The organism is Sinomicrobium pectinilyticum (genome assembly GCF_003725735.1).
GTDB classification, from domain to species: Bacteria; Bacteroidota; Bacteroidia; order Flavobacteriales; family Flavobacteriaceae; genus Sinomicrobium; species Sinomicrobium pectinilyticum.
The window spans coordinates 1-8,979 of the sequence record NZ_RJTM01000067.1; the positions used below are offsets into that span (position 1 = coordinate 1).

The window sequence follows — 8,979 nt, forward strand, 5'->3', positions numbered from 1 at the left end:
GCATAGCAAGAGCAAACTTCTACAGCCTGAGCAAAGGCGGCTGAGTGCCCCGGTCTCCGACCGGGGTGTACCGAAGCCCCGGTTTAAAAATGCCCCTATCCTGTTAAATGACGTTCCTTTTTAATTTAAAACACGCCGGTACCTGTTTGTTGTTTGTCATTTTTTGTTTTGCACCTGCCCGTTTTTGTTTGTTCCCGGTAGTTTTAAATCCGGGCCCCGGTATTTTTGTCGGTTATCCCGTCTCTTTTGTTCGTGTATACCCGTTTTCTGTTTAAAAAACGGTTATTTCACATTAAACAGATAAAAAATGAACTCGTTTTCTCTTTTTTTTAATAGCTGTGCCTGTATTTTTGTTCCGATTCCAATGCTTTTTTGTCGTTTTTTATCCTTTTTTGTTTATATCCGGACGTTTTTGTTTAAAAATGTCAATTTTTTACAGTTTTTTACCACTTTTTTGTTAGAATAATCGCCATTTTTATAAAAATTATCTTGTAATTATATTAATTTTTTTGTTTTTAAATATTTTTTCACCGTTTTCTCATCTCTGTGTTGGTGTAATTGGCTTAAATTCATAAATTTATATGTGTGAAAGTTACAGCTTACGGTAAATCACCCCCCTCTTGCCTTGCTGTAACACCGGGACATATCTTTTGTCTTAGCGAATTTTCACAATCGGAATAGTATATATGTATACTTAGATAAAATGGGATGTGACCTGGCCAGGCACCCGTTTTTCTATGCTATAATTATTTGTTCAATTTTTTAAATGTGATGTTATGAGAACACCAACTAAAATTCTCACCAGTTTTACGGGGTACAACAATGCGGCCTTAATACAAAAAGCAGAGTTTATTGTAAAGAGTATGACGGATAATGCCAGTTTTGAAACCCCAATACCGGCACTTACCGACATAAAAACGGCTATAGACACTTTTGGTGCCGCCATAGCAAAAGCCGAAGAGGGTGGGAAAACAGACAGGCTTGCGCGCGACCAGAAGCGTACGGACCTTGTGGCCCTGCTGAAAAAGCTGGCCCTGTATGTACAAATGGAAAGCAATAACGATGAAGTGGTCCTGGCCAGTTCCGGTTTTACGCTCCGTAAAACACCCGAACCTATAGGCATACTGGAAAAACCTAGGAATTTTACGCTGGTCCCTTTGAATAAAGGTATGATAAAAGCAAGTCTCAATGCCATATACGGTGCCAAAAGTTACCTTTTTGAATACCGCAGGGTCGGCGACCAGCTCTGGACTGTGATAGCCCATACCAGGAGTTCACTTTTGCTCAACAGCCTGGATAGCGGGCACGAATACGAATTTCGTGTAGCAGGCGTAGGGGCAGCCTCACAGCGCGTGTACAGTGAAATGGTACGTAGTTTTGTGCTGTAAAAGTGCAGCGGGGTTTACCCGGGTACCACGTTTTATACCCTTTGGCATGCTCCGGGCACTAACCTGGGCCAGAACCTTATTGCACAGTGGTTCCCGGCAAAAACAAAAGGCCTTCCGTATTACCGGTGGCCTTTTGTTTTAAGAGATGACTTTTAAAGATTATTGATCTACACGGACAAAATTACCTTCCGCATCAAAATCCAGGTCGGTACCATCCGAGATTTCCACATCATATCCGGCGGGCTCCGTATCTATACTCTCTATAAAAAGAGGATCAGGATAATGTTCATCAGTATATTCCAGTATCGGTGCCGGTACCAGGGCGTCGGGCACCTGCTGCCCGTTACCGTCAATATCCGTCCAGTTCCCTTCCGCATCCAGGTCTATATCAAAACCATTGCTCAGGGTTACTTCGTACAATGTACCATCCGCATCGGCCTTATTCTTCATTTCGGCGCGTGTTACGGTGGCCCCTTCAAAATGGACTTCAATAAGAGCTATACCCGCTGCCGGAAGGTCCGAAGCATCAATAGTACTGTCATTATTATCATCATCACTACTACAGGCAACAAAGGCACCTACCACTCCCAGTATGGCCAATCCTTTAAAAAAACGTTTTTTCATCACTATAAAATTTACAAATCATTCTTAAACTTTTACCAGTTCCGGGCGCACGGGCTACTGTTTGTAAAACCCGCAACGTACAACCCGATGGCTTCGGTACAACAGCCTGCGGCCGCCACTGACAACCTGGAACCTGGAACCTGGAACCTGGAACCTGGAACCTGCAACCTGGAACCTGCAATCTGCCCCCCCTGCCCCCCTGGTGCTCGTTTAAGCGCAGCAGAAACGAGTGCCCATCGTCCCCGGGCGTTTGTAACGCCCATAAAAAACGGTGGCTTTGGTTTTTACAGCATAGCAAAAAGCAAACTCCAATAGCATGAGCAAAGGCGGCTGAGTGTTCCGGCTTCGCCGGAATGTACCGAAGCCCCGGCTTCTAATCATCAATTCTCAGAAACTCTCCCCCGAGAGTAAACTCCAGGTCCAGGCCATTAGCCAGTTCAACCTCGTATTTTACAGAACTTTTTTCTATTTTATTTATTGTATGCGTAGGAAAATTCTGTTTCACATAATGCGTTACTTTTTCCGGGACCAGGGCTACGGGAACAGGAGTATGGCTGCCGTCTACTTCTTTCCAGTTTCCTTTACCGTCAAATTCCACTTTCATGGCATTGTCCAGTAATACCTCGTAATCCGTTTTTATGAGGTAGTCCACATCTTTTACCACCTGTATAATTTTTTGTTCCTTAAAATGGGTATCCAGGAATTCCCGGGCAGGTGCCGGGAGCTCCGCTTTGGTAATTACACTTTCCTGTGCATGGGCTTGCCGGCCAAAAACCATTACGGTAAGCACCGTAAAGAAGACAGTTACATTCTTTTTTAAGTTCATCATATTATTTTTTCTGTTCTACAGGGCAAAGTTGAAAAACGATTTGGGAAAGAATTGGGAATGTTCTTTTACCATTCAAATTGCTGTAAACCGGTGAATTTGTCGGTAGTCACTTTTCCTCGGATATCACAACCAGGGCGGAACCCCGCCTAAAGTGTACAGGTGAGGTGCCGGTTTGCGAAAAGAAACCTTATTTATTGACAATTAGTCTAGTATATGTATTTTTTTTACACTTTTATGCTGTTATTTTGCGATTATTTGTTGATTTTTCTTTTTCTTTGCTAGACAAAATCCAACCAACATATGAAACATCATTACCTTTTTAAGTATTCTGATACCCCATCTTCATTAGCAGTTTACATAAGCCGGAACATAGGGTACGATCCTTTTAACTTCATAATCGGAAAAACCAGGTATTAACTTCCTTGATAGGGAACTATATCCTTGCGTTTGTAAGACGTATGGGAGTTACCCCGTTTTAGCAGGTTACCCTTTGTAACCGTCGTTTGTTACGTTTTTGTTACGCCCGGTACGCACATTAATCCGGGATAATTTGCCAAATCCCGGGTAATAAATTTGGATAGGCGATGCTTACCAAAAAAGAACATATTTAAAACCAGTATAACCTTTAAAACCAAACAACCATGGAAGAATTTATAGGTGTAATCAAATTATTTGCAGGGAACTTTGCCCCCAGGGGATGGGCTTTTTGCAACGGACAATTGATTCCTATCGCACAAAACGAGGCCCTGTTCAGTATTCTGGGAACTACCTACGGCGGGGACGGGCAAACCACCTTTGCCTTACCGGACCTGAGAGGAAGAGTACCCGTACATGCAGGTTATAGCCAGGGCCCGGGATTGCAAAATGTGCAGCTCGGTGAAGCATCGGGCACAAATACCAATACCTTACTGATAAGTAATATACCACGCCATAACCACGCCGTAATGGCAAGTAACCAGCCCGGGACTTCCGGAGACCCTACCAATAACTACCCGGCCAATACCGGGGCTACGGACAAGGAATATTCCGCCAATGCCAACACTACCATGAATGTGCAAATGACAGGTATGACAGGAGGAGGGCAACCCGTAAACAATATGCAACCCTATCTGGGATTAAATTATATCATTGCCCTGTACGGGATTTATCCGTCAAGGGATTAATACGGTTACCATTAAGCATAAATGCGGATTAAGGGTTGAAATTCAACCTTTATAACCTAGGGGCATATTTAGATAAATGATCCTGTCTGTCTCGCAGGAAAACGGCACTTTAGGTATGGGGTTATTCAGTTAGAAGTATGACCTTGAATAACTCCGTAACCCAATAACTTAATAACCCAACTGTTTTTGTATTGAAAAACCACATTGGATTGATCTTTAACCAAAACAAAAACCGGGTCCTTAAATGGCATCATTAACAGCTATCTTATGAAAAAATTTTTACTGCGTTCTTTTTTACTACTGGGTTTAAGCGGTCTTCCGCAGCTATCCGCCCAAAGCATTACCTTTACCGGGTGTGAGAACCAGGGCTTTATCTCTGGCTACACCCTTAGTGCAAGTGGTAATATTACCGATGCGGGGATTGACCGGACGGTGTATAAAAGCAATCCCGCCCAGGGAAGCTTCGGGGAATTGATCATTATTAAATGGAACGCTACCGCAGACCGGTGGGAGATCCTCTTTAATTCCTTTGACGGCGATGACGGCCCCAATAATGAGTTGCTGTACACCAGTACGGTGGCCACCTATCCCAATCCGCCCAATATAGCCATTGGCAACTGGACCAATGCGGATACATACGGTTGCGATCCGCTGGATGCAACACACGGGGAATTAAGCGGCGATGTAGCAGATACGCCCCCGGACCTTCCGCCGGGGATCAGCGTTAGCGGGCTTCCCACAGTTCTGACTTTTGAGGAAGATGCCCAGAATACGGAGTTAAATATTTCGGATATGGAAATAAGCGGAGGAGGACCGGGAGATTATATCGTTTCACTTATCGCAAGCAGTGGCCGATATTCATTGGCTGCACCGGGAGGACTCCCTATTTCGCCTACCGGAAACAATACCGGCACAGTTACCTTTACAGGCCCCCTGGCGGATATTGTACATTACCTGACAATACCGTCCAATATCTGGTACCTTCCCCAGGAAAACCTGAACGGAAACGGAGCAGCTACGATAACATTAACCATAAAAGAGGCCGGGGCCCCTGATGGAACAGTCATTAACCTGGGTACGATCCAGATTAATATCACCCCGGTGAATGACAATCCTGTAGCAGTAGAAGACGAAGTAACGACAGATGAAAATACGCCGGTAACAGGCAATGTGCTTACCAATGATACGGATATTGACGGAGACGCCCTCACCGCTTCATTGGTTACCGCCCCCGTTAACGGAACAGTCGTCTTAAATGCAGACGGTAGCTTTACATACACGCCAAATGCCAATTATAGCGGGCCGGATAGCTTACAGTACCAGGTTTGTGATAATGGTACACCTTCGCTGTGCGATACCACTTCCGTGAAATTTACAATTGCAGCAGCCATTAATAATGCCCCGGTGATTGCTGCCCCGGCCGGTATTAATGTAGATGAGGATGTAGCGACAGCCCTTACCGGCATTAGCTTTAGTGATGCAGATGCGGGTAATGGCCAGGTTACGGTAATACTTTCGGTGCCCGGCGGCACGCTTTCTGCCATTTCCGGCGGGGGCGTAACGGTTAGCGGATCGGGAACAGGCGCTCTGACGCTCACAGGATCAATAGCAGATATCAATGCCTTTATAGCAGCAGGTGGGGTTGGTTTCACCACGGCGGCTAACGAAACTAATAATATAGTATTGACCGTAAATATCAATGATAACGGTAATACCGGCTCCGGGGGTAGTCAACAGGATACCGCTACGGTGACACTGTCCGTGACTGCCGTTAATGATGGACCGGTAAATACCGTGCCGGGAGAACAGGCTGTAGACCGGGACGGTGTGCTGGTATTCAGTACTGGAAATGGCAACGATATTTCCATTGCCGATGTGGATGCTGGTGCTGGTACGGTGTGGGTGACGCTAACGGCTACTAACGGGTTAATTACCCTGGCGAGCACTACAGGATTGAATTTCATTGCGGGCAGTGGAACAGCAGACGGCACAATAACCTTTGAAGGCAGTATAACCGATATTAACTCTGCCCTGAATGGAATGAGTTTTATACCAACAGCCGGTTATAGTGGGACAGCCAGTCTACAGATTGTCACTGACGATCTCGGGTTAAGCGGGTCCGGTGGTGCGCAGACCGATACCGATACCATTAACATCACTGTAAATACAAGCAATCCGGAAGTCACAACAGTAAATGTAAACACCGCCGATGGTACATATAAAACGGGTGATGTGCTGGCGATAACAATTACCTTTGACCAGGCCGTCTCCGTCAATACTTCAGGAGGCTCACCCAGCCTGTTGCTGGAAACAGGAAGCACGGACCGGCAGGCTGTCTATGTCTCGGGCTCGGGCTCGGATATACTGGTATTTAGTTATACCGTCCAGGCAGGCGATATGAGCGCCGACCTGGATTATACATCTACGGCTGCACTGGCATTGAATGGCAGCACCATACGGAATGGCACCGGTGATGATGCGGACCTGACCTTACCGGACGTTGGCAGTGCCCATTCAATTGCCGGGCAACACCACATTACCATCGATGGAGTAGCACCGACAGTCACTTTGGTCAATGTACCGGCCAACGGCTATTATAACACCGGTGGCGCGCTCACATTTATGCTGAATTTCAACGAAAATGTAACCGTTGGCGGCACACCTTCCCTGGATTTAACCATTGGTAACACCTCCCGGCAGGCCCAATACATAAGCGGTAGCGGCAGTACAACCCTGTTGTTCCGCTATACCGTACAGGAAGGTGACAACGATACGGACGGTATTGTGCTGAATAACCTGTCGCTCAATGGTGGAACGATCAGGGACTCCTCAGGCAACGATGCCGTACTGACACTGAATAACATACCCGACCTCACAAATGTGCGGATAAATACTACAGTGCCCACAGTTACGGTTAGTACTGCAGCATCTTCTCCGGTAAACATGGCTTTTACCGCTGCTATTACCTTTAGCGAAGCCGTGACAGGATTTACCCTGACCGATATTAATAGTACCAACACCACTATTGCCAATCTGCAAACGAACGACAATATTACGTATACCGTCACAGTTACGCCAGGGGCAGACGGCGAAATTACCTTACAGGTACCGGCCGGTGCCGCACAAAATATCGGGGAGAATGGCAACAGCGCTTCCAATACGCTTTCCGTAGTCTATGATGGTACGGCACCTGCCGTAAGCAGCGTCAATGTACCCGCCAATGGCTATTATCAAAACGGGGATATCATGGATTTTACCGTGCAATTCCATGAAAATGTCCATGTAGGTACCGGTGGGGGTACTCCTTACCTGGGGCTGACAGTAGGTACAGCATCCCGTGAAGCCGGTTATATATCAGGAGATGGAACAAATGTACTGCTGTTCAGGTATGTAGTGCAGCCGGACGATGAAGACCTGGACGGTATCAGCCTGGGGAGCACACTGGTATTGAACGGTAGTATTATACACGATACCGCGGGCAACAATGCCTCACTTGCATTGAACAATATGCCCCCGACAAATAATATATTAGTGTACAGCGCAGCTCCGTCCGTCACCCTCTCCGGAACACCCGGTGTAAACACCGCTTTTACCATGACCGTTACATTCAGTGAAGCGGTTACCGGTTTTACGGCCGGCGATATCAACACAACCAATGCCATGTTGAGCAACCTGCAGACTTCAGATAATATAGTGTATACCGTGTTGGTTACACCTAATGCCGACGGCCCCGTAAGCCTGCAGGTACCCGCCGATGTAGCGACAAACATTGCAGGGAACGGCAATACGGTATCAAATATCCTCAGCTATGATTATGATGCAACCGCTCCGGATGTTCCGGAAGGACTGGAAGCCGTACCGGGAGATGGTGAAGTCATACTGAACTGGACAGCCAATACCGAAAGTGACCTGGCTGGCTATAAGATTTATGGCGGAACTACTGCAAACCCCGGTATCTTACTTGGAACGGCAAATGCTCCGCTGACGACCTATACACATAGCGGCCTGACCAATGGCACGCTTTATTATTACCGGATCTCGGCCGTGGATGAAGCAGGGAATGAGAGCGGTGAAACTGCCGATGTTAATGCACGGCCCAAAGGCAATCAAACAATTAGTTTTGACGCGTTAACCGATAGAATGTATGGCGACGCCTCTTTCGGATTAACCGCTACAACTTCTTCCGGTCTCACAGTTAGTTACACGAGCAGCGATCCTGCTGTAGCATCTGTTTCCGGTAATGAACTGATTATCCACGGGGCAGGAACGGTAGAGATCACTGCAAGCCAGGCAGGTGATGATACATATAATGCCGCCATGCCCGTAGTACAGTCTCTTGTCATTAACCCGAAAGCGATTACCGTAACCGCCGAAGATAAGACCAAGGTTTACGGAGAAGATGATCCTGAATTGACATATACCTATAACCCGGAACTGGTTGCAGGAGACAATTTTAGCGGGGTGCCGGAACGTGCACCCGGTGAGGACATCGGCACCTATGCCATAGCACAGGGTACACTGGCCCTGGATTCCAACTATGAGTTGACTTTTGAAAGTGCTCAACTGACCATTACCCCGGCTGCTATAACAGGTATTACATTTAATGACGGCAGTTTCGTCTATGACGGCGTGGGCAAGTCGTTATCCGTTACGGGCGACCTCCCTTCGGGCACCATGGTAAATTATACCAACAACATCCGTACGGATGTGGGTCCCCAGGAAGTCACCGCAACCATCACCGGCGCTAATTACGAAACGCTGGTGCTGACCGCAGACCTTACCATTACCCCGGCTACGATAACCGGCATCACCTTTGCGGATGGCAGTTTCGTCTATGACGGCGTTGGCAAGTCGTTATCCGTTGCAGGCGACCTACCTTCGGGCACTTCGGTAAATTATGCCAACAACATCCGTACGGAGGTGGGTACCCAGGAAGTCACCGCAACCATCACCGGCGCTAATTACGAAACGCTGG

General features: G+C 47.0%; 5 protein-coding genes. 3 read left to right on the forward strand and 2 right to left on the reverse strand.

Translation table 11 applies throughout. The annotated features are described in order from the left end of the window. Nucleotides 1-776 precede the first annotated feature (776 nt). Entirely contained in the window at nt 777-1,388 is a 612-nt protein-coding gene (locus ED312_RS09300) for a hypothetical protein (RefSeq protein ID WP_123215736.1), read from the forward strand. A gap of 159 nt (nt 1,389-1,547) precedes the next feature. Here the strand turns inward: ED312_RS09300 and ED312_RS09305 are convergent, their stop codons facing one another. Next, a complete protein-coding gene (locus ED312_RS09305) occupies nt 1,548-2,012 on the reverse strand; it encodes a PepSY-like domain-containing protein (protein ID WP_123215737.1) in 465 nt (154 codons plus the stop codon). A 373-nt stretch (nt 2,013-2,385) separates the two neighbouring features. Further along, nucleotides 2,386-2,841, reverse strand: a complete 456-nt coding sequence (locus tag ED312_RS09315; RefSeq protein WP_123215739.1) for a PepSY-like domain-containing protein — start codon at nt 2,839-2,841, stop codon at nt 2,386-2,388. A gap of 641 nt (nt 2,842-3,482) precedes the next feature. Between ED312_RS09315 and ED312_RS09320 the strand changes: the two genes are divergently transcribed. Continuing rightward, complete coding sequence (locus ED312_RS09320) at nt 3,483-4,004, forward strand: phage tail protein (RefSeq protein WP_123215740.1); 522 nt, start codon at nt 3,483-3,485, stop codon at nt 4,002-4,004. A gap of 267 nt (nt 4,005-4,271) precedes the next feature. Next, nucleotides 4,272-8,979 (forward strand): beta strand repeat-containing protein (locus ED312_RS09325; RefSeq protein WP_170164480.1); only part of this gene is annotated, 4,708 nt, incomplete at its 3' end.

Bases quoted from the DNA above. Each gene is read 5' to 3' on its own strand.
- ED312_RS09300 (WP_123215736.1), top strand. From the start codon at position 777: ATGAGAACACCAACTAAAATTCTCACCAGTTTTACGGGGTACAACAAT.
- ED312_RS09305 (WP_123215737.1), bottom strand. From the start codon at position 2,012: ATGAAAAAACGTTTTTTTAAAGGATTGGCCATACTGGGAGTGGTAGGT.
- ED312_RS09315 (WP_123215739.1), bottom strand. From the start codon at position 2,841: ATGATGAACTTAAAAAAGAATGTAACTGTCTTCTTTACGGTGCTTACC.
- ED312_RS09320 (WP_123215740.1), top strand. From the start codon at position 3,483: ATGGAAGAATTTATAGGTGTAATCAAATTATTTGCAGGGAACTTTGCC.